Here is a 20,917-nt window from a genome sequence, read left to right on the forward strand (position 1 = left end):
GGGTGGTGGACCCCGCAGCAGCCCCGTTGAGTGTAGTGGATCGCCTAACTGATTCGGCCGCCCTCTTGTGCCGCCACACGGGCGATCTCCTCAGGTGTAGCGGAGGTCACGATGACCAGCGAACCGCTGCCAAGACATGCGTTGACCAGCAGCGACGCATCGCGAGCCAACGACCCGGCCCCGACGACGAGTCGTTCCGACGTCGGCGAAGCGGTCTGCAGGACGTCTTGATGCGTTTGGGGTCCGTTGCCCAGGTCGAGTGCCAGCGTCGCCGGTTCGGGCGGATCGAGCGCTGCGAAGTAGTCGCCGTGGCCCGGCACTTCGACGCCGAGGTCGAGGAAGCCCGGCGGCGGATCGACGAACCGTCCACCGAACGGACGAAGCGATGCCGCGACTCGGTGTTCTTCCTCTGCGACGAGCTCTGGCCCGCTGAGCCCGATATCGGCTGACGAGTCGACGACGGCGGCACCGACATTCCAGGCCGACAGGATCCACACGGATGTGAGCCAGTGGCTCGGCAGCCCGATGCGAATGCGTGTGCCCGGCTCAGCATCGAGGTCGTCGACCAGGAAGTTGCTGGTCTTGGCGACCCAGTTCGCGGTCGTGGTTGTGCTGAGCTCGATCCGCTCGCCGGTCGACATGTCGTAGTAGGTCAGGAGCGGCTGGGATGGATCGCGGCTCACGCGCAGCAGCTGGTCGAGAGTTGTCACGCTGCCAGCTCCCGCGCCAGTGCGAGCACGTCGGCTGCGTCCGCCGCGACGGGGCGTGGACTTCCGGGATCGGGCTCGCTCAGCCCCGCGATCCTGACGAGATCGGCAGGCGTCGGGTCGTCGTACCGCGTGATCAACACCGGTAGGTCCGTGCGGATCAGATCGCGGAAACCGGGAGTGCGCAGCACCGGGTCGATTGCCAAGGTGCGGCTCGACGGGCCGAGCACCAGAACGTCCGTGCTGGCAAGCGCCTGCGACACCGCCGTCGAAACCGAGATCTGATCGGCCACGAGTAGCAGCTGGGTCACGTCCAGCCCGGCCGGATCGTGGAGGTACTCCTCGATGTGGATCGCGCGCGGCTCGTCCGTGCCGATGACGACGCGGAACTCGGCGCGCTCCTCGCACATCGGCACCAGGCGGTACGGAAGCTTTGCCCGCACGGCTGCGGCGATGGTGGCATCGGTCAACGGGGTGCCGTTCATTGCGAGATCGGTGCGGACGATGCGGGCCGCGATGGCCTGATCGCTCGCACGTTGCCAACTGGGGACGTAACCGATTGCGTCGAGCGAGTCCGCCGTCGCGTATGTCGGGGTTGTTCCGGCTGGTGCCGACAGAGCGTCGAGGTCAGGGCTGGCCTGGAGACCCGCGCTGATGTGCCCGCGTACCGTCGGGGCGATGACGACGAGCTCGTCGTCGGGGGACAGACAGGTGGCCAAGGAGTGAGTGAAGTCAACGCCGTCGGCGCCGCTGATGAGCGTGATCCGCATGGGTGCCATTGTGTCGTGTCGCTCCCAGCCCTCCTACACAGCGGGCCGACACGCCGGAGATTTCGACAATCTTGCCTTCCGGCTTGACATGTGAGACACCACAGGACTGTAATTTCATCTATGTCATTCGAATTGGGGATCCCACAAGAGGTCGACGAAGAACTCATGTGGCAGGAGCGTGCTCTGTGCGCTCAGACAGACCCCGAGTCATTCTTCCCTGAGAAGGGCGGGTCGACACGTGAGGCCAAGCGGGTCTGCCTGACGTGCGATGTGCGTGGAGAATGCCTTGAATATGCCTTGGCGCACGATGAGCGTTTCGGTATCTGGGGTGGCCTGTCCGAGCGTGAACGGCGCAAACTCAAAAAGCGAGCGTAAACGGGCTCTTTGCTCGTCCACTAGGGTTAGGCCCTGTGGACGAGATCGAAGCGACGCGCCATTGGCTCGACGATCCTCCCACCGTCGGAGCTGTTCTGGTCTCGCACAACGGAGCGCGCTGGCTGCCCAAAGTTCTAGCGTCCTTCAGCAACATGTTCTATGCGCCGACGGCGTGGCAGGTCGTCGACGTCAGTTCGACCGACGGCAGTGCGGATCTGCTGCGCGATTCATTCGGCGCGGAACGCATCACTTATGCGCCGTCCGGCACCGGCTTCGGTGAAGCAGCACGTCGCGGCGTGGCCGATCTCCCGGAAACCGACTGGATCTGGCTGCTGCACGACGATGCCTCGGTGCTTCCGGGCACGCTGTCAGGCCTACTCGACACCGCGACCTCAGCCCCCGATATTGCTGCGGTCGGTCCCAAGATCCGCGAGTGGCCGTCGCTACGGCGCCTGCTCGAAGTCGGTCTGACAGTCACCGCGACCGGAACCCGCGAGACCGGCCTGGAGACGGGGGAGCCCGACGCCGGCCAGCACGACCGGCCTCGCGATGTGCTCGCGGTCAACACTGCAGGCATGCTGATCCGCCGTGACGTGTGGCTCGAACTCGACGGTTTCGACCCTAACCTCCCGCTGTATTTCGACGACATCGACTTCGGTTGGCGTCTGGCGCGTGCGGGTTATCGCACCGTCACGGCGCCCACTGCGGTGATCTTCCACGCCGAATCGAGTCGTCGCGGACTGCGTGCGGCCACCGCCGGTGACGTGCCCCGATGGGAGGAGCGTCGGGCGGCGATCTACACCTCATTGGCCAACACGCCTCTGTCGCGTTTCTGGTGGCAGTACATCCGACTGTTCTTCGGTTCGCTGCTGCGTGTCGTGGCACAGCTCGTCGGCAAGGATCCCGAGGCCGCGAGCGATGAGTTGCTCGCGCTGCGGTCGGCGTATCTGCATCCCTTGAGGCTCGCCAAAGCGCGCCGCCGTCGCGCCCGGACGTCTCGCCGGTCCCACCGGGAGATCCGCAAACTCTTCGCGCCGTTCTGGCTGCCGTATCAGCACGGGATCGATCTGCTGCGTGACACCGTGATGGCGCTGGTCAAGCCGGAGGCCGTCGCGACGGTCGGGCGGCGTTCGACCGTCATCGATCAAGCACCCGACGAAGCGGTCGACCTCGAGAATCAGCCGTCGCTGTTCCTGCGGCGTCCGTGGTTCACGGTCGTCCTGGTGCTCGTGGTCCTGTCCCTGATCGCCGGACGCGGTCTACTTGGCGGTTCACTGAGTGGCGGCGCGCTGTTGCCCGCGCCGGACTCGGCCGGCGACTGGTGGCACCTGCTGTTCGAGCGTCGGCACGACGTCGGCTTGCCCAGCACATCGCTACCGGCCCTGTTCGTGCTTCCAGTGGCGGCCTTGTCGACGCCGGTGTGGTTCGCACCGGGTCTCGTCGTCACGGCGTTCATGGTGTTCTGTGTTCCGCTCGCTGCCCTGACGGCCCACCGGCTCGGTCGTCAGTTCAGCCCGCAACGCGCTCCCCGCATCGTGTGGGCGGTCTCGTACGGTCTCGCGGTCTTCGTGCTCGGGGCGGTCAACGAGGGCCGGATCGGCACCGTCATAGCTCTGGTGATCGCACCGATCATCGTCAACGTCGCGTGGCAGCTGGCGGAGCAGCCGGGTTGGCAGTTGGCTCTGCGACTCGGTATCTGGATCGCCGTGGCCGCAGCGTTCGCGCCGGTCGTCCTGGTGCTCGGTCTCGGCGGTCTGTTGATCCTCTGGTACTCCGAAGGCCGCTGGGTCAGCCGTCAGCTGGTCGTCGCGCTCGTGACACCGTTGCTGATGCTCGGTCCGTGGCTCGTCCAGCGGGCGTTGCGTCCGTGGCAGGTCTGGTGGGAAGCAGGTCTGCCGATTCCTGGCAGCGCCGAGATCCGCGATGTCGTGTTGGGACGTGCCACAGATGGTGGACTTCCGGGTTGGCTGTCGGTCGGACTGCTGATTCTGGCGGTGTTGGCTCTCGTGCCGCGCAGTACCCGGACTGGCGTTCATCTGGCCTGGATGGTCGCGCTACTCGGTTTGGGTGTCGCGCTTGCCGGCACGATCGTGACTTTCTCGGCCGGTGCCGGTCAGGCCTCGGTCGCGCCGTGGGTCGGAGTGCCGACCGGTGTGTGGATCGGTGCGTTGTTGACCGCCGTCCTGCTCGCATTCCCCGCGACGGTCGACTGGCCACGCGCTGCGCTTGTCACCGCGATCGTGGTCGCGCTGATCCTGCCGGTCGCCTCGGCGGGCTGGTGGCTCAAGGACGGTTCCTCGGGACCGATCGACGATGATCGGGTCGAGTCGATCCCGGTTTTCCTGGCTGACCGGCCCGGAGACACGCTGATTCTGACCGGCACGATCGACGATGCGATCGACTACCGCGTGATAGCGGGGGCCGGACCGTTCCTCGGTCAGGAAGCGGCCACGCCGACAACGGCCGCGACCGAACGCATGTCGACGGTCGTCCGGCGTCTGCTGGCCCAACCGACCGCACGCGATGTCGAGGCCCTCACAGCTCAGGGAATCTCGGCGATCTACGCGCCGGACGCCGATCCCGAACTGACCCGGCGCATCGGCACGGCACCGGGGGTGTCGCCGTCCGGTAGCGATCAGCCCGGCGCCCAGGTCTGGACGCTCGTCGACGAACCGGCAGACGATGGGGCAACCGCCCCCTGGTGGCACCGGGTCGTGATGGGTCTGCAGATCCTGATCTGGATCGTCGCGATCGTGCTGTCGCTTCCGGTCCGACGTCGTGGCGCGGCGACCGGCGCCGAACCCGCGGAAGAGGTCGCGCCATGAACGACTTCAAGGGAGCGGTCTTCCCGCTGGCGGCGGTCCTACTCGTGCTTGCGGCTTGGGCCGTCAACCCCGACGATGAAGCGGCTCCGACGCCGACGCGCACCGTCGCGGTGTCACAGTCGACCTATGCGTGCCCGGCAGGCTCGGTCATCACGGTGGCGTCCGGACAGGTCACGGCGGGCACGTCCCGCACCGCCACGGCACTGCCGGGCAATACAGATGACCCGGCATTGGGTGATCCCGCGGCGTGGCAGCAGGCGGTCGTCGACGGCACCGGTGTCATCGTGCAGCAGCGTGGACGCTCGACCGGTGCCGTGGGCTACTTCGCGGGCACTGCGCCGGCGTCCGGCGGTGGCGGTCTGGTGGTCGGCGATTGCCCAGGTGTCGTCGACGATGCCTGGTTCCTCGGGCTGGGTTCGGGTGGCAAGCATTTCTCGACGCTGATCCTGACTAACCTCGGCGAGACGAACGCCGCGGTGGACGTCACGCTGTGGGGCCCGGACGGCGAGATCGAGGGATTCGACAGCGAAGGAATCGTGATCGAACCGCAGTCAGTGCGGCGCATCCGACTGGATGCCCTTGCTGCGGGAGAGCGGGAGTTGGCCGTCAAGGTGCACCGGCGCCAGGGCGCGCTTTCGGTCGTGGCCAATGACACGTCGACCGCAACATATCGGGGTACCGAGCCGGTTTCGGCCACGCAGGTACCGACTCGTGATCAGGTCGTGGGCGGGCTCGTCGAGGGTTCCTCCGGCCGTACGCTGCTGGTGCTTAATCCCGGGAAGGCGACCGCGCGAGTCAAGGTCAATGTCATCGGGCGCAAGGGCACATTGAGTCCTACCGGGCTTGAGAGCATTCAGGTCGAGGCAGGGAAGCTGAAAGTCGTCACGGTGCCCAAGTCGGCCGGCACCGACGAGCAGGCTCTACGCATCACCTCGGATCAGCCGGTCTCGACCACGGTGCGGATGAGCCCGACCAATAAGGACTACGCCTACGCCGAGTCGACACCGGTGCTGTCGGGGCCGACGGTTGTACCGGTCGATGTCGGTGCCGACAGCGGGATGCCGCGGCTCCTGCTGACCGCGCCGGCCAAGGGCGCCACGGTGGAGGTGCAGGGATTCGATGCCGCGATGAAGCCCCTCAAGATCACGACCGTCACGATCCCGGCCGGTACGACGCAAGGTTTCACGGCACCCGACAAAGGTGCGGCCTACCTCGTGCTGCGCCCCAAGGGCGATGTCATCGCCGCGGCAACCTACGCCAAGGGCGACAAGCTGGCCTCGCTAGCGCTGAAGGCCGCCCCGTTGACATCACGAGCCCCGCTCGTCCGCCCGGCCGGCTAACCAGCCCCGGCCAACATTTCGGCGATTTCAGGTCGATGGCGTCCGGTTTTTGACACAAAACCGCCGAGATCTTCGTCCTATTGCGATGGCATCTCGCTATGTGGACTCATATTTTTTATTGTTGTTATTGGGTTTTCTTAGGTTCCGTTCAGACGCTTCGGTTTGGGGACTCGACTTTCTGACAGGGTGACAGACAGTCTTTAAGGAAGCGCGTCCGCATGAATCTGTACTTCACCCGTACTGGTGTCCGTTTGTCACGCCTGGTGTTCGCCCTGTTGGCGGCCTTCGTGGCTTCGGTGCTGATCGTCACCGTCCTGCCGAGCGACGCCTTCGCGGCTGAGTCGAAGCCGAAGAAGTCTGCTGCCAAGGGGGAGGCGGGTGGCGACTCCGACGGTGACGGTGAGTTGGATCGCCCGGACGGAGTCGCCGCGGCGATCACGGCGCGCTTGTCGAAGAAGCGGGTCGAGGATCTGTCGAAGCGGACGGAGACGTCGCAGACGTTCGTGAACCCAGACGGCACGTTGACGGATCAGCAGTACGCCGGCCCGGTGCGTGTTCAGGACGAGGAAGGTGTCTGGGAAGACGTCGATTACACCCTGGTGAAGCAGACGGACGGGTCGTACGCGCCGAGGGTGTCGCCGGTCGACGTCAGGATCGATGGCGGTTCGGCGAAAGAGGCCGCACGGGTCACGTTCGATGATGGTCAGTCGTTGGCGGTGACGTGGCCGCAGGATCTCCCCGAGCCGACGATTGAAGACGGTGTTGCGACGTACCGGTTGTCTGAGTCGTCGGATCTGCTGGTGGGTGTGACGAGTTCTGGTGTGAACGCGCATATTCGGTTGAATGAGGCTCCGGCCGAGGACGATGCGGTGTTCCAGCTGGGTTTGCGCGCTGAGGGTGTGGGGGTTACCGAGTCTGGTGGCGGGTTGAAGCTGGTTGACGAGGATGGCAAGTCGCTTGGTGGGACGACGACGCTGGTGGCGTGGGATTCCAAGACCGACGATGCGGGGACGCCGTCAGAGATCGTTCCGTTGGGTGTGAACTTGGATGAGACTTCGTCGTCGGGTGATGTGACTCGCCATGAGTTGGAGTTGACGACGCCGCAGGGCTATTTGTCGGACCCGGAGACTGTTTATCCGGTGATCGTCGACCCGAACATTTCGAGTCTTTCTCGTCTGCGTGATACATGGATTCGTAACGGTGACACGACGAACCGCAGCGACAGCTACTACACAGTGGTTGGCAGGATCAACGGGCAGACGAATACGAATCCGGCCAATACGTTCATGAAGTTCCATTCGGACGCGATCGCTGGCAAGGATGTGCTGAAGGCTGAGCTGGGGCTGTTCCAGATTTATGCATACACGTGTGCGGACAAGCGGATGTATGCCTATCCGACCGACGGGTACTGGAACTCGAACGTCACCTGGGCGACACGGCCCGGTGTGGTGGCTGCCTATGGCACGCATGTCGAAGACAACCGGGGAATCACCGGCAGCTGTGGTGCCGGCTACACCAAGTTGAACGTGACGAGTATGACCAAGGCCTGGGCCAAAGGCACGATTGTCAACGAAGGAATCCGCCTGACTCCTGGGGAGGCTGACTCCTCGACGTTTGAGCGTCGTTTCTGCTCGATGGACACCGCCGCAGGAACGGTCTGCAACACCGCCGCTCGTCTGCCGTATCTGTCGGTCACGTACAACGGGCCGCCGAGGCTGCCGACGTCGCTCAAGGTCAGCCCCTCGACGTCTGCTAGTGGGGCCTTGTGGACCACCGCGTCTAAGCCCAAGGTCTCGATGGCGTTGTCGGACCCTGAGGCGCAGATGGTTCGCGCGAACATCGAGATCAAGAAGGGCGCCGCTGCTGCGACTGTGGTTGATTCTGCTCTCGTCGCCAGCGGCAGCATGGTGACTAAAGAGCTCCCGGCGCTGACAGAGGGCACCTACACGATCCGTGCCCGGGCCACCGACGGTTCTTTGACTTCGAACTGGACCGCGCCGACGACCTTGAAGGTCGACACCACGCCGCCGCCTGCACCTGTGGTGACGTGTACGGACGCGACCAGTGGCCAGTGGTACGAGACTCGTCCCGCAACTTCGACCACCTGCACGGTGGCCGGTGGTGCCGACGCAGTCGGATTTGACTGGACCCGTGGCAACAAACCGCAACCTGCGATCACCGCAACCGGCGGCAACGCCACCCTCGGGACCTTTGATGTTCCGACCAATGGGGTGTTCGGAGTATCGGTACGGGCCCGCGACGCTGCCGGAAACCTGTCACCGGCTGGCACCTTCGGTTTCGGTACCGGCAAGGGTGGTGTCATCACGCCTGTGGAGGGCGAACGGACCTCTTCGACCGTGACAGTGGAGGCTGAGGGACCTGAAGGTGCCTCCGGTGCTCGGATTGAGTATCAGCCTGTGGGTTCGGGCCCGGGTGCGTGGGTGACTGCTACGAACGTCACCACGTCTGGAACGAGCTGGCCGTGGCTAGGCACAGTGACGCCTACAGGGCGTGAGTCCGATTCGACGGGCAAACTGATCTGGGACATCTCGGCTGAGCCCGGCATCTCCGCACCAGCTGTCCGCGAAACCCGGATCTGCTTCACCTACGCAGGGGTCGACTCCTGCACGCCGTCACGTGAAGTGACCGTGGTGCCATCCGCTTTTGGTAGCTCGTTCCCGACTCAGGACGCTGGCCCGGGCCAGGTGGCCCTGTTTACCGGTGAGTTCCAAGTCTCTGAGTCCGATGTTGAGGTTCCGGCTTATTCTGGCACGCTGTCAATAGGGCGGTCACACCGCTCCTACGCGGGCGACGCATCCCCAGCACAAGGTGTATTCGGGCCAGGGTGGGTTGCTGATCTGACCGGGCCTGAGGCTGGCGTGGCCTCGATGGAGGTCGTGGACAACACAGCCTCCGAGGCTGCGATCACGCTGATTGACCCGGACGGGTCGTCGTCGACGTATGTTCATGAAGAAGGTGTCGCATCTGCACAGCGACCGGGAATCTATGTCGGTGATGCGGAAACCGAGACCGACAATGACGTTCTGGAACTCAGCGTTGACGGTGGCGCCAAGTTCCTGACGTTGTACGAAGAGGATAAGACTGAGACGACCTGGAAGCTCGTAGCGGGCCAGTGGGTTGTTGAGAAGGTCGATGAGGCTGGCGATACCGGCACCACCAGGTTCACGCATGACGCGGAGGGTCTGGTGACGGGAATCTATGCACCGACACCGGCAGGTGTGACCTGCAACGCGACCACGCAGGACAAAGGCTGCCGCGCCCTGCTGCTCACGTATACGGGTACGTCACCGGACAAGCGTCTGAGCCAGGTTGATCTGCGGATCTGGGACCCCAAACCCACCTCGACCGGCGAGCCGGGCACAGGGCAGATGGAAACAGTGACCGTGCAGAAGTACGAGTACAACTCGAACGGAACCCTTAAGGCGACGTGGGATCCGCGCACCGGTGATGGCAGTTCGGCGTTGAAGACCGCCTATGAATACGCCACGATCGGCTCCAAAACGGTCCTGGCGAAGGCAACTCCTCCGGGTCAGACGCCGTGGCGGTTCGACTACGAAACCAGCGGCGCGGATGCGGGCATGTTCAAGACCGCCAAACGCGCCCAAGTGTCCCCGTTGACCGGTGATGCCACCTGGACTGTCGTGTACGACACCCAGCTGTCTGGCACGGGCCTGCCTGATCTGAAACAGACAGCGACCAGCACGTGGGGCCAGGACGCTGCCCCCGTGGCCGGAGCAACAGTGTTCGGGCCGGATGCTCCCGGCACCGGTGATCCGACCTACGGCACCAATAGCTATTGGGATGTGGAAGGCCGCACGACCAATACCGCGACGTTCGGTGCGGGTGACTGGCAGATTGATTCGACTGTCTATGACGCCAAGGGCAACGAGGTGTGGGCGCTCGATGAGGGCAACCGCAACACCGCTCTGGCTTCTGATGGTGACACCGCTGCTGTGGCGAACTCGCTGGCAACGTTGACGGTCTACAACGAGGAGGCCCCAGGGATTCCTGCTGGTACACGGGTCGAGAAGTCCTTCGGTCCGACCCGTGACGTGGTACTCAAGGACGGTACCCAGATCACCGGCAGGTCATTGTCTACGACGGTCTACGACGATGAAGCAGCCGACGAGTCAGTTCCGACACCGGGGCGACCGACACCAGAACCGGAATCGCCGGCATTGAACCTGCCGGTTGAAGAACGGTCAGCAACGGTCGACGCCGCTGGAAACGTCTACGACGTCACCAAAACCCGCATGTGGTACGACCCCGTCGTGACAGGCGATGGTGACGGCTGGGTGCTCGGCACGCCAACACGCACCACTGTCGCGCAAGGCACGAGCGTCGCGTCCACGACATTGACGCGCTTTGACACCGAGGGCAAGACGATCGAAACTCGTACCCCGCAGGGTGTCGCAGACGTTGACGGGACGGCGAACGACGCTCGCTCAACCAAAACCGTCTATTACACCGCTGACGCCTCGGCGGCAGACACGGCATGTCGCGAGAAGCCGGAGTGGGCCGGGCTGGAATGCCTGACCAAAACCGGCGACAGTTCTGTCCCGCAGACCAGGGCGACCGGGTACGACTACCTGTTGAACGAGACCCGATCTGAAGAGTCCGCCACCGGAGGTGTTAGCGGTACGATGTCCCGGGCGTCGATCACCGGATATGACGCGGCCGGTCGGAAGATCAGTGAGAAGACCACAGTGTCGGGAGCACCCACTGGTGATGTGAGCGTCCCGGAGGTGTCGTACACATACTCACCGGCCACAGGTGCGCTGACTTCGACGGCTACTGGCACGATGACTCAGTCAACGACGTATGACGACTGGGGTCGGGTGCTGACCCAAACCGACGGGGTTGGCAACACCGCGACGACATCGTATGACGCAGCTGGCCGGGTCAAGGCCTTGGATGATGGCAAAGGCACCTACACCTACACCTACGACGGAACTGACGCTGCGGGCGAGCTTGAACGCCGTGGCAAGGTCACGAAGCTGAAGGTGGGGCTTGCTACTGGTCCCGATGAGTTCCAGGTCGCGTCCAACGCTGACGGCAACACCTATCTGACCAAGTACCCCAACGGGATCAAGGCCACCACCTCGTTCGATGCAACTGGTGCAGAAACAGCGTTGTCGTATGTCGATGGCACGGACGTGGAGATCGCCGCTTTCGCGAACACCTTGGATACCGAGTCGCGGGTGCGTGTGGCTGAGTCAACTGGTTCGACGCAGTCGTACGAGTATGACGATCGTGACCGGTTGACCAAGGTGCAGGACACCACCGCAGCAGGATGTGTCACCCGTCAGTACGGATTCAGCCTGGACTCGAACAGGAACACATTGGCCACCTCAGGCCCAGACGCTGGCGGTGCCTGCACGACGACCAGCGCCGTGACGGATACGAGTGCGTTTGATGCTGCTGATCGGATCACCGACGGCTACGTCTATGACTCCCTTGGCCGCACGCGGACAGTTCCTAAGGCTCACACGGATCAGCCGACCGGTAGTGATCTGACGGTGAACTATCACGGCAATGACATGGTCGCGAAGCTGTCCCAGACTGTCCCGGATGGTGCAGGAGGGACTGTCGCGAAATCTAAGGTATTTACTCTGGACCCAGCCATGCGACTGTCGTCCAGCACGGATGCGACTGCAGGTGTTGAACTGCGCAAGACGGTCAACCACTACGCCGACGGTGGTGACGCCCCGGCATGGATCGCCACTGAAACTCGTCCTAACGCGGCGACCGGGTGGGCGGCAGCCTGGTCCCGTAACGTCCTGGGGCCTGACGGCGATCTCGCGCTGATCCAACCCAACACCGGAACATCGCAGATCCAGATCGCCAACCTGCACGGCGACATCGTCGCGCAAATCCCCAACACCACGGGCGCCGTCACCGGAATCGATGCATGGGCCGAAACCACTGAGTACGGCCTGCCCAAGGTAGACGCCGGGTCGTTGGGTCAGAACTACGGATGGCTCGGCGCCAAACGCCGCTCCACCGACACGATCGGCGGACTGACCCTCATGGGCGTCCGGCTCTACAATCCCACCACCGGAAGGTTCCTCTCACGGGACCCCGTACCCGGCGGCAACGACAACACATACACCTACCCCGTAGATCCCATCAACATGTTTGACCTCAGCGGCGAATGGGGCTGGGCAAAGAAGGCGTGGAAGTGGGCTAAGAAAAACAGAAATAGAATTGCTATTGGCAGTGCGGCAGCTTTGGCAGGACTCGGGTGTGGAGCCTCAATCGTCTGTGCGGTAGGTGTTGGCGCAATTGGAGGTATGGCCAAGTACAGGGCAAAAGCCGGACGGAAGTCCACCGTCCGCGGCACGATATCGGCTGGGGTGAAGGGTGCTGCGGCAGGGTATGCCAAAGGTAAACTGAAAGAGCACAATCGCAAGAAACAGGTCGATGTACGGAAAAACGGGAACAAGCTGAAAGGAAAGCGATGATAGCTGACCTCTTCGAAGTGATGCTGAATCGTGTACTTGAACGCCGCACCCGGGACACGTCATTCAGTGATCGAAAGTTGGCCTATCTCGCATACAAGAGTGCGTGGTCTATGCGGGCAGATCCAAAGGACTACGACAATTTGCTACGAGAACAACTTCATGCCCACTCAGTGCCTTCCAAGTACTCAGAAGTCAACACTGAAGTCGGAAACTATCTGCACGCGGCGTTTCTCGCTGGACAACGTCCGAAGCACGTAAAGAATTACCTACTTTGATCGAGCGAGAGAACTGAGTTTCAACGTGAGCTATGGCATCGGCGCGATCTTTTTGGGACTACTACTGCTAGCCGTCAACTTTGTGAGACCGTCTCTTGCGGCTCGTAACATCGGGATAGTTATGATTGTGATGGGTACAGTGGTGGTGGGTATGGAGTTGTTGAATTAGATTCCAACTTGGCTTTGCCGAAGTACCGGGAAGTATGGCTCTCAAACACCGCAGGGTTTCTTGGAAGCCACACGAGTACTGACGGTTCGAAGCTCAGACTCACCGCAACCGAGGGTCCAAATCATCGGGCGACATGTGCCACACCTCCGCAAGCCGATCGAGCACGACCGACCAGACCAGCTCCTCGACGTCCTCCGCTGTCGGACAGCGCTGGGTGATCGGAATGCGGAACAGCAGGATCCGGGTCGAATCGACACCAGTGACGACGATCGAAAGCGGAACGTCGTCGGTCCACTCCGGAGGGAGCAGAGGAGCCTCTTCCACGACGATCTCGACCTGATCGGGCTCAATAGAAAAGTGCGGTTCGAGCGCCGCCAGGATGTCGGTCACGAGCAGGTCGAACGACTCGCGGGGGGACCGGTGGGCCGGCACGCTTTGAGGAGACAGCGGCCCCGGCAATGCCATAGGGCCACGGCGTCCACGTCCACGGCGATCGCGCATCCGACCGGGTCGAGGACCCGTCACGATGCCACCCAGATGATCCATATGGCGAGCCTAACGCGTACCTCACCGCTACCCGGATAGCCTCGGCTCGTGGCAACAGTTCGACGCTGCACGCGATCGGCGTGCTCCCAGGCAGCAGTGGCGACACTGACGTATGTCTACGCCGACCAGACGGCGGTGCTCGGTCCGCTGGCGACGTACGCCGAACCGCACACCTATGACCTGTGCGACGAGCATGCCCAGCGCACCTCGGCGCCGCAGGGCTGGAACGTCCTTCGTCTGGCGCCGGATCCGGCAGCTGCCGCGCCGTCGCACGACGATCTGTTGGCGCTCGCCGACGCAGTCCGTGAAGCAGGTCGCCCGCCGGCACCCGTGCCAGACGGCCCGCCATCCCTTCGACTCGTGAGGCCCGATTCGTGATCGATCCCCGTCTTGGGCTGGTGGTCAAGGCGTACGACGTGCGCGGCCGCTCGCCCGAAGAGCTCGACCCCGCCCTGACCCGAGCACTGGGGGAGGCCTTCGCGCTCGAGACGCAGATCGACGCCGACAGCATCCCCGGAGGCGGCACTGCCGTCATCGGCCATGACATGCGTGACACCTCTCCTTTACTCGTCGAGGCATTCGCAGACGGCGTACGTGCACGCGGCGGCAATGTCATCAGTATCGGTCTGGCCTCGACCGACCTGCTCTACTTCGCTTCGGGTGACTTCGATCTTCCCGGCGCCATGATCACGGCGAGCCACAATCCGGCCGAGTACAACGGCATCAAACTGTGCCGGGCCGGCGCCAGACCGATCGGGTACGACACCGGACTCTCGGCCATGGCCGAGAAAGCCACGGAATTCCTCCAGCGCACCGACCTGCCCGAGCCGACCGGCTCGATCGAGCAGCGCGATGCGCTCAGCCGCTACGCCGAGTACCTTCACCAGATCGTGCCGATTCCGAAGGGCCGCCGCCTGAAGGTCGTCGCCGATGCGGGCAACGGTATGGCCGGACACACGGTCCCGTCGGTGTTCGCCGACCTCGATGTCGACCTGACGCCGATGTACTTCGAACTCGACGGCACGTTCCCTCATCACGACGCCAATCCGCTCGACCACACGACACTGGTCGACCTGCAGGCCAAGGTCATCGAGACCGGCGCCGACATCGGCCTGGCATTCGACGGCGACGCCGATCGCTGTTTCGTCGTCGACGAGTTGGGAGCCGTCGTGTCGCCCAGCGCGATCACGGCGCTGATCGCGCACCGGGCGCTCAAGGCCAATCCGGGCGCGACGATCCTGCACAACGTCATCACATCGAAGGCCGTTCCGGAGATCATCACCGAGAACGGCGGCACCGCGGTCCGCACCCCGGTCGGTCACTCGCTGATCAAGGCCGAGATGGCCCGCACCGGTGCGCTGTTCGGTGGAGAGCACTCAGGACACTTCTACTTCAAAGACTTCTTCCTGGCCGACTCCGGCATGATCGCGGCCCTGCACGTCATGGCCGCCCTCGCCGAGACGACCGGCACGGTCTCCGAACTCATGGCCCAGTACGAGCGTTACGTCTCGTCGGGGGAGATCAACAGCACGGTCGACGACGCCCCGGCGATCCTGGCCGAGCTTGCGCGCAAATACGCCGAACTGCCGCAGGACACGATGGACGGATTGACGATCACCTCGGACACCTGGTGGTTCAACGTCCGGGCGTCCAACACCGAGCCCCTCCTGCGGCTCAACGTCGAGGGCGACGACGAGGTGACGATGGCCGAGATCCGCGATCAGGTGCTCGCCGTGATCCGCGGGACCTGACGCCGCCGCTAGGGTGGAGCCATGAACCTCGACCCGGCTCTGCTCGAGATCCTCGTATGCCCCCAATGCCGTGCGACGTTGTTCGTCGACGACGACGCGAGTGAACTCGTGTGCAACACCTGCGCATTGGCCTATCCGGTCAGGCGCGACATCCCGGTCATGCTGGTCGACGAGGCGCGCGCATTGAGCTGAACCAACCAGACGGATCCGATCGGCCCGAGATAGCGGGACGATGTTGCGAGTCAGTTGGGTGCTAATGGGTACCCGCCGGTAGGCTGTCACGCATGGATTACAACGTCGCAGACCTCTCGCTTGCCGAGTACGGTCGCAAGGAGATCGACCTCGCCGAGCACGAGATGCCAGGCCTCGTCGCCATGCGCGAGCGCTATGGCAAGACCAAGCCGCTCGCCGGAGCACGTATCGCCGGTTCACTGCACATGACGATCCAGACGGCCGTGCTGATCGAGACCCTCGTGGATCTCGGCGCCGATGTCCGCTGGGCCACGTGCAATATCTTCTCGACGCAGGACCACGCCGCCGCTGCGGTTGTCGTCGGTCGCGACGGAACGGTCGACGACCCGAAGGGCACCCCTGTCTTCGCCTGGAAGGGTGAGACGCTCGCCGAGTACTGGGACGAAGCCGAGAAGGTCTTCGACTTCGCCGAAGGCGGACCCAACGTCCTGCTCGACGACGGCGGCGACATCACGATGCTGCTGCACCTGGGCGTCGAGTACGAGAAGACCGGCGTCGTGCCGTCACAGGACAGCACCGACAACGAGGAGTTCAAGGAGGTGCTGCGCGTCCTGGCCCGTTCGGTCGCCAACAAGCCGCAGCACTGGACCAACATCTCCAAGGACATCAAGGGCGTCTCGGAAGAGACCACGACCGGCGTCCTGCGCCTCTACGACCGTTTCCGTGACGGCACGCTGCTGTTCCCGGCGATCAACGTCAACGACTCGGTCACCAAGAGCAAGTTCGACAACAAGTACGGTTGCCGCCACTCGCTGATCGACGGCCTCAACCGCGCCACCGACGTCATGATCGGCGGCAAGGTCGCCGTCGTCTGTGGCTACGGCGACGTCGGCAAGGGCTCCGCAGAGTCGCTGCGCGGACAGGGTGCTCGCGTGATCGTCACCGAGATCGACCCGATCTGCGCATTGCAGGCGGCGATGGACGGCTACGAGGTCAAGCGTCTCGAGTCGGTCGTCGAAACGGCTGACATCTTCATCACGACGACGGGCAACTTCGACATCATCCGCGTCGAGCACTTCGAGAAGATGAAGCACCAGGCGATCGTCGGCAACATCGGCCACTTCGACAACGAGATCAACATGGCCGGTCTGGCCAAGATCCCGGGCATCGTGAAGGACGAGATCAAGCCGCAGGTCCACCAGTGGATCTTCCCCGACGGCAAGAAGATCATCGTGCTGTCCGAAGGACGTCTGCTCAACCTCGGCAACGCGACGGGTCACCCGTCGTTCGTGATGTCGAACTCCTTCACCAACCAGGTGTTGGCGCAGATCGAGCTCTACAGCAAAGCCAGCCAGTACGAGCTGGGCGTGCACGTCCTGCCCAAGCACCTCGACGAAGAGGTCGCTCGTCTGCACCTCGACGCCCTCGGCGTCGAGCTGACCGAGCTCAGCAAGGAACAAGCCGCCTACCTGGGCGTCGACGTTGCCGGGCCTTACAAGTCGGATCTCTACCGCTACTGATCCGTCAGTGCCCCGCATGACCACCACGCAGACCGCCGACCACCGCAGCACCCTTGTGCTGCGGTGGTCGGTCATGTCGACGTTCGCGCAGTTCAGGCCAGACATAGTCCTGCTCGATCTGATGCTGCCTGGTCTGGACGGTATGAGCGTGTGCCGCCAGATCCGCGAGAAGTCGGCGGTGCCGATCATCATGCTGACGGCCAAGGCCGACACCCCTGATGTCGTCGCCGGTCTCGAAGCCGGTGCCGATGACTACATCACCAAACCGTTCAAGAACACCGAGCTGGTGGCACGCGTTCGGGCCCGCCTACGTCGATCCGATCAGATCGAGGAAGCGCTGGTGTTCGGCGATATCGTGCTTGATCCGGCGGGCCACACCGTGACCCGCAAGGGCGAACCACTTGAACTGACACCTCTCGAATTCGACCTGCTGGCGTGCCTGCTGAGCGAACCGGCCAAGGTCTTCAGCCGCGAGTCGTTGCTCGAGAAGGTGTGGGGCTATCACCACCCCGGCGACACCAAACTCGTCAACGTCCACATGACCCGACTGCGCTCCAAGATCGAGGACGACGCGGAGGACCCCGAGATCATTCGCACCGTGCGCGGCGTCGGATATCAGGCGATCTCGCCACCCACGTGAGTCACTGATGCGGGCCATCGCGCAGTTCTGGCGCCGCTCCATCCAGGTCAGGGTGGTGACAAGCACGATCTTGCTGAGCTCGCTCGTCATCGCCTTGACCGGATGGGCGCTGCTGAGCGATGTCGCCAGCGGCCTGGCCGAGGACCGGCGGATCGCTGCGGTGGCCGAGGCCCGATCCGGATTCGACTATGCCCGGACCCAGCTCGACGCATCGGTCGAGACCGAGCCCGCAACCCAATCGCAGACGCTGACCCAGATGGTCGACTCGCTGACCAGGTCGCGCGGGGCGAAGCGGACGTACGAGCTGGTCCTGGAAGGACCTTTGGTGACCGCCGACGGTGAGGTGCCGGTGCGTTCGTCGGCGGCGATCGAAGACGGTTCACTGCCCAATGACCTGGCTGAGGCCGTACGAGCGGGCCCCGGAACGTTTTGGCGCTATTCGGATCTCTCTCTGCTGGGTTCGTCGGTCGTTGACCCGTCTGTCGTGGTCGGCAGCCAACTGCGCGTCCCGGGCAGCGGAGACACGTATGCACTGTTCTATCTGTTCTCGATGCAGGACCAGCAAGAGACCCTGAGCCTGGTGCGTCGTGCACTGATGCTCGGTGGTGTGGCGATGGTGCTGATGGTCGGCGCCGTCGCATGGCTCGTATCGCGTCAAGTGCTCGATCCGGTCAGGATGGCTCGTCGCATCGCCGAGCGCTATGCCAGCGGACACCTCGAACAACGGATGCACGTCAGTGGTGAGGATGACATCGCCCGGTTGAGCAACTCGTTCAACCAGATGGCGGCCAGTCTGCAGAGTCAGATCCGGCGCCTGGAGAATCTGTCGCGGCTCCAGCAGCGTTTCGTGTCCGACGTCTCGCACGAGCTACGGACACCGCTGACGACCGTGCAGATGGCCAGCGAGGTGCTGTTCGACGCGCGTGAGCGATTCGATCCAGTGACCGCCAGATCGGCCGAACTACTCAAGGGCGAACTCGACAGATTCGAGTCCCTGCTGTCGGATCTGCTCGATCTGAGCCGCTTCGACGCGGGTGCCGCGCAACTGGAACTCAGCACCGTCGACCTGGCTCGGATCGCCCGTGACGCCGTCGACGATGCCGAAATCGTGCGCAAGGGAATCAAGGTGCGAGTCCACGGCGTCAGCCGTCCGGCGATCGTGGAAGCCGATATCCGCCGGATCCACCGCATTGTGCGCAATCTGCTCGCGAATGCCGCCAAGTACAGCCAATCCGACGTCATCGAGATCGAAGTGGCGCAGAACGACGAATGTGTCTCGTTCGCGGTCCGCGATTTCGGCGTCGGGCTGTCGGGCGATGAGAACATCCGCGTCTTCGACCGCTTCTGGCGAGCCGACCCGGCACGCGCTCAGGGCGGCACAGGTCTCGGCCTGCCGATCTCGCGCGAGGACGCCGCATTGCACGGGGGAACATTGGAGGCGTGGGGCCGGCCGGGTGTGGGAACCGAATTTATCCTGACGATTCCCAAGCCCGAGGGTTCGGCCAAGAACCCGGCTCTGCGATCGGTGTACGCATGAGTGCCCGCCGGTTCCGCTGGGCGGCGGTGTTGGCCGTCCTCGCGGTGTCGGCCTGCGCCGGCATCCCGTCGTCCGGCCCGGTCACGAAAGTGGAGGACGATGCGGGACTCGGCGGCAGCACGGTCCGCTACTCACCGACCGGTCCGCTCGAGGATGGAACGCCCGAGCAGATCGTCCGGGGCTTCCTCGACGCGATGCTCGCCTACCCTGCCTCGACGCGCACGGCGTCGGCGTTCCTGACGCCGCAGGCAGCGTCGAAATGGAACCCGGCAGCCGGTATCAGCGTGTATTCGGTTCCCAATGTCGCCGGAAGGGTTCCATCGTCCAAAGCCCTTGGCGATGCCCAGAGTGGCAGCAAGGCGACCGTCGACGTGCGCCTCGGGTTGATCCTCGAGGCAGAACTCGACAGCCAGGGCCACTACACGCCGCGCGGCACGTCGGAATCCGTGACGTACACGCTGCAGCGGTCGGAGGGGCAGTGGCGGATTGTGAACCCCCCTCCGGGCCTGATGGTCAACGCCAAGTTCTTCAGCGACTATCTTCGACCGTTCAATCTGTACTTCTTCGATCATCCGGGTCGCCGACTCGTGCCAGATCCAGTGCATCTGGTCGTGGGCGATCAGCTGGCGACCAGCCTGGTCACGAGTCTGGTGCGCGGACCTGCGGCGCGGCTGGGCACTTCGACGCGCACGTACGTGCCGCCCCTGCCAGAGCTGCGTCCGTCTGTGCCGGTCTCCCGTGATGGGGTGGCGGAGGTGGAGTTCACTGCCGACCTGGCCGGCATGGGCGGAACCGCCAGCGACCGGATGTCGGCCCAGTTGGTCTGGACCCTGCGGCAGGTGCCCTCGATCGATTCAGTGCAGATTTTGGCCGACACCGCGTCGTTGCTCGATGCGCGTCGCGCGATCCAGCCGGTCAGTTCGTGGGGCGGCTTCGGACCCCGGGTCCTGCCCGGCAAAGCCCATGCCGTGATCGGCAATCGGGTCGTCACGATCGACGAGGGCGATATCATCCCGCTCGACGGGGCTTGGGGTAAAAACGCCCGCAACGCCGAATCCGTGGCCGTCTCGGAGTCAGGTGTTGCCGCAGTTCTGCCGGGACGCCGCGAGGCGCGGATCACCAAACCCGACGGCAGCGGATCGAATCAGGTCTTCGGCAGCGAGTTCATCACGCCGCACTGGGATCTGGACGGACAGTTGTGGCTCGTCGACGCCATGGCGTCACGTACGCGGGTCAGAGTCGGGCGGGTCGGCAATCTGAGGGCGGTCAAGACGACGACGCTGGACGATCTGGACGTCGAGAGCTTCTCGGTCTCACCAGATGGCACGAGGTACGTCGTGGGAGTCCGTAACGGATCGTCTCGCGAGGTCCGGGTAGGGATGGTGCTGCGCGACGCTGACGACCGGATCCGGGGTTTGTCTGCGGCGCGGAAGGTTTTGACCACTGCGAAGGATCCGCGGGCGGTCTCCTGGGGTTCGAGCACCGAGCTCGACTTCCTCGCGGACGGGCGGGTCGGCGCACAGGTCACTCATGTCGCGATCGACGGGTCCGACTCTACGGGCGAACTCGATCGCGGATCGGCGGTGCTGCCCGACGTAGGGATCGAATCGCTGGTCGTCGGTGTCGGCGACATGTCCGACCAGTACGCGGCCGATGCCAAGGGCAGATTGTGGTTCCGATCGGGTGAGGCACCGTGGCGTCTCATCGAGACTCCTGAAGTCACAGCCCTGTCGCACGGAAGCTGAATCCACAGCCCGGGGGCGTGGGACCACGGGACCGTAGGTT

General features: G+C 63.9%; 14 protein-coding genes. 11 read left to right on the forward strand and 3 right to left on the reverse strand.

Annotation, left to right across the window (positions count from 1 at the left end; translation table 11 throughout):
- Positions 1-44: 44 nt before the first annotated feature.
- Complete coding sequence (locus ACXJKC_RS18630; RefSeq protein ID WP_456698244.1) at positions 45-710, reverse strand: TIGR03089 family protein; 666 nt, start codon at positions 708-710, stop codon at positions 45-47.
- Positions 707-1,477 (reverse strand): 2-phospho-L-lactate transferase CofD family protein, encoded by a 771-nt coding sequence (locus ACXJKC_RS18635; RefSeq protein ID WP_456698245.1) that lies wholly within the window; start codon positions 1,475-1,477, stop codon positions 707-709. The genes ACXJKC_RS18630 and ACXJKC_RS18635 overlap by 4 nt, the downstream gene beginning before the upstream one ends.
- Positions 1,478-1,597: 120 nt before the next feature.
- On the opposite strand from ACXJKC_RS18635, the gene ACXJKC_RS18640 reads away from it, so the two are divergent.
- The 4 genes from ACXJKC_RS18640 (at position 1,598) to ACXJKC_RS18655 (ending at position 12,502) form a co-directional block, all read left to right on the forward strand.
- Positions 1,598-1,852 (forward strand): WhiB family transcriptional regulator, encoded by a 255-nt coding sequence (locus ACXJKC_RS18640; RefSeq protein ID WP_456698246.1) that lies wholly within the window; start codon positions 1,598-1,600, stop codon positions 1,850-1,852.
- Between the two features lie 35 nt (positions 1,853-1,887).
- The gene (locus ACXJKC_RS18645; protein ID WP_456698247.1) at positions 1,888-4,677 is read left to right on the forward strand and encodes a glycosyltransferase family 2 protein; all 2,790 of its coding nucleotides are present in this window, start codon (positions 1,888-1,890) and stop codon (positions 4,675-4,677) included.
- The gene (locus ACXJKC_RS18650; RefSeq protein WP_456698248.1) at positions 4,674-6,017 is read left to right on the forward strand and encodes a DUF5719 family protein; all 1,344 of its coding nucleotides are present in this window, start codon (positions 4,674-4,676) and stop codon (positions 6,015-6,017) included. The genes ACXJKC_RS18645 and ACXJKC_RS18650 overlap by 4 nt, the downstream gene beginning before the upstream one ends.
- Positions 6,018-6,235: 218 nt before the next feature.
- Positions 6,236-12,502: a DNRLRE domain-containing protein gene (locus tag ACXJKC_RS18655; protein WP_456698249.1), complete on the forward strand. Its 6,267-nt coding sequence runs from the start codon at positions 6,236-6,238 to the stop codon at positions 12,500-12,502.
- Between the two features lie 543 nt (positions 12,503-13,045).
- Here ACXJKC_RS18655 and ACXJKC_RS18660 read toward each other — a convergent pair.
- Complete coding sequence (locus tag ACXJKC_RS18660; protein WP_456698250.1) at positions 13,046-13,492, reverse strand: metallopeptidase family protein; 447 nt, start codon at positions 13,490-13,492, stop codon at positions 13,046-13,048.
- Between the two features lie 48 nt (positions 13,493-13,540).
- Between ACXJKC_RS18660 and ACXJKC_RS18665 the strand changes: the two genes are divergently transcribed.
- The 7 genes from ACXJKC_RS18665 (at position 13,541) to ACXJKC_RS18695 (ending at position 20,877) form a co-directional block, all read left to right on the forward strand.
- Positions 13,541-13,870, forward strand: a complete 330-nt coding sequence (locus ACXJKC_RS18665) for a DUF3499 domain-containing protein (RefSeq protein ID WP_456698251.1) — start codon at positions 13,541-13,543, stop codon at positions 13,868-13,870.
- Positions 13,867-15,243 (forward strand): phosphomannomutase/phosphoglucomutase, encoded by a 1,377-nt coding sequence (locus ACXJKC_RS18670; RefSeq protein WP_456698252.1) that lies wholly within the window; start codon positions 13,867-13,869, stop codon positions 15,241-15,243. Before ACXJKC_RS18665 ends, ACXJKC_RS18670 begins: the two co-directional genes overlap by 4 nt.
- A 21-nt stretch (positions 15,244-15,264) precedes the next feature.
- Positions 15,265-15,435 carry a Trm112 family protein gene (locus ACXJKC_RS18675; protein ID WP_456698253.1) on the forward strand — a complete coding sequence of 57 codons (171 nt, stop codon included), beginning with the start codon at positions 15,265-15,267 and terminating at the stop codon, positions 15,433-15,435.
- Positions 15,436-15,527: 92 nt separating this feature from the next.
- Positions 15,528-16,955: an adenosylhomocysteinase gene (gene ahcY, locus ACXJKC_RS18680; protein WP_456698254.1), complete on the forward strand. Its 1,428-nt coding sequence runs from the start codon at positions 15,528-15,530 to the stop codon at positions 16,953-16,955.
- 16 nt (positions 16,956-16,971) lie between these two features.
- Positions 16,972-17,595, forward strand: coding sequence for an MtrAB system response regulator MtrA (mtrA, locus tag ACXJKC_RS18685; protein WP_456698255.1), 624 nt, complete (start codon positions 16,972-16,974; stop codon positions 17,593-17,595).
- Between the two features lie 7 nt (positions 17,596-17,602).
- Positions 17,603-19,132, forward strand: coding sequence for an MtrAB system histidine kinase MtrB (gene mtrB / locus ACXJKC_RS18690; RefSeq protein ID WP_456698256.1), 1,530 nt, complete (start codon positions 17,603-17,605; stop codon positions 19,130-19,132).
- Positions 19,129-20,877 (forward strand): LpqB family beta-propeller domain-containing protein, encoded by a 1,749-nt coding sequence (locus ACXJKC_RS18695; RefSeq protein ID WP_456698257.1) that lies wholly within the window; start codon positions 19,129-19,131, stop codon positions 20,875-20,877. The genes mtrB and ACXJKC_RS18695 overlap by 4 nt, the downstream gene beginning before the upstream one ends.
- The last annotated feature ends 40 nt before the right edge of the window (positions 20,878-20,917 follow it).

This window comes from Aeromicrobium sp. P5_D10 (assembly GCF_054049535.1).